Source organism: Luedemannella flava (assembly GCF_039528515.1).
GTDB lineage: Bacteria > Actinomycetota > Actinomycetes > Mycobacteriales > Micromonosporaceae > Luedemannella > Luedemannella flava.
Window position 1 is genome coordinate 1 of sequence record NZ_BAAALT010000220.1, and the last position, 1,339, is coordinate 1,339.

At 78.0% G+C, this 1,339-nt stretch carries 1 pseudogene; it reads left to right on the forward strand.

Annotated elements, in window-relative coordinates:
• Nucleotides 1-106 precede the first annotated feature (106 nt).
• Nucleotides 107-1,339, forward strand: a pseudogene (locus tag ABD211_RS26850) (hypothetical protein); the annotation flags it as partial.

Below are 1,339 nucleotides of genomic sequence, written 5' to 3' on the forward strand. Positions count from 1 at the left end.
CCGAGACCGACACCGTCGCCATGATCAGTGACCTGTACGACGAGCTGGCCGCCCCCGCGCGGCCGACCGGCGACGCGCCGGCGGCGGGCCCGGGCGGGCGCGACTGATGCCGCGCCGGCAGCTGGTGAAGCGCCTGCGCAGGTTCCGGGTGACGAAGGGCGCCGTCATCGGGGGCCGGCGCCTCGCGCCGTTCCTGGTGGCCGCCGCCGTGGCCCTGGCCAGCATCGTCGCCCTCGTCGCCCGGCCGGCCACGAGCGTCAGCCAGCGCAAGGCCGAGTACGTGATCATCGCGGGTGCGCCGGGGCTGCGCTGGGACGACCTGTCCCCGACCGGGACGCCCACGCTGTGGCGGCTGGCCGCGCAGGGCTCCATCGGCGCCCTGGCGGTGCGCTCCGCGCGGGGCGTGACCTGCCCCGCCGACGGGTGGCTCACGCTCGGCGCCGGCAACCCCGCCATCCGCACCGGCGTGCGGGCCGCGACCCCGCTCAAGGCGACGCCGTCGGCCGGGGTGTCGGCGGCGCCCACGCCGTCCGCCGCTCCCGAGGCGGACAGCGCGATCGGCTGCTACCTCGGCAACACCGAGGTGCTCAGCCCGGACGGCATCGGCGGGCTGGTCAAGGACCAGCCGACGATCGTCTCCTACAACGAGCGCCAGACCTGGGGTGCGCGGCCCGGCGCGCTGACCGAGTCGGTGCGGTGCACGGTCGCGGTCGGCTCCGGCGCCGCCGTGGCCGCGGCACGGCCTATCGGCCGGGTCGACCGGTACGCCGCCGCCCTGCCCGGCGACCCGACCGCGCTGCTCAAGCAGTGCGTCCTGTCGATGGTCGACCTGGGCGTGGTCGCCGGCGAGGGCGACGTGCGCGGGTACGCCGTCCGCGAGGCCGACGCCCGGATGGCCCGGGTGCTGGCCGGCCGCCCGCCGGGCTCCCTGGTGATGGTGGCCGGGCTGGCCGACACCGACGAGACCTCCCGCCTGCACGTCGCGATCGCCGAGGGGCCCGGCTTCACCGGCGGCTGGCTCAGCTCCCCGAGCACCAGCCGGTCCGGGTACCTGCAGCTGATCGACCTGGCCCCGACGGCGCTGGCCGCGCTGGGCAAGCCGCACCCGGCGAAGCTGTTCGGCGGCCAGCCCGCCGACCGCACCGAGGGCCGCCCCGACGACCTGACGGCGGCCGTGCGCCGGCTGGCCGACGCCGACCACGAGGCGGGCGCCCAGCGGTCCGTGTCGGGGCGTTTTTTCCTCACCCTCACTGTCGTCGGGCTGCTTGCCGTGGGCGTGTCGGTGCCGCTGCTGCGGCGCGTGCGCCGGGGCCTCGGGCCGCGCGGGCCGCGCGCCGCG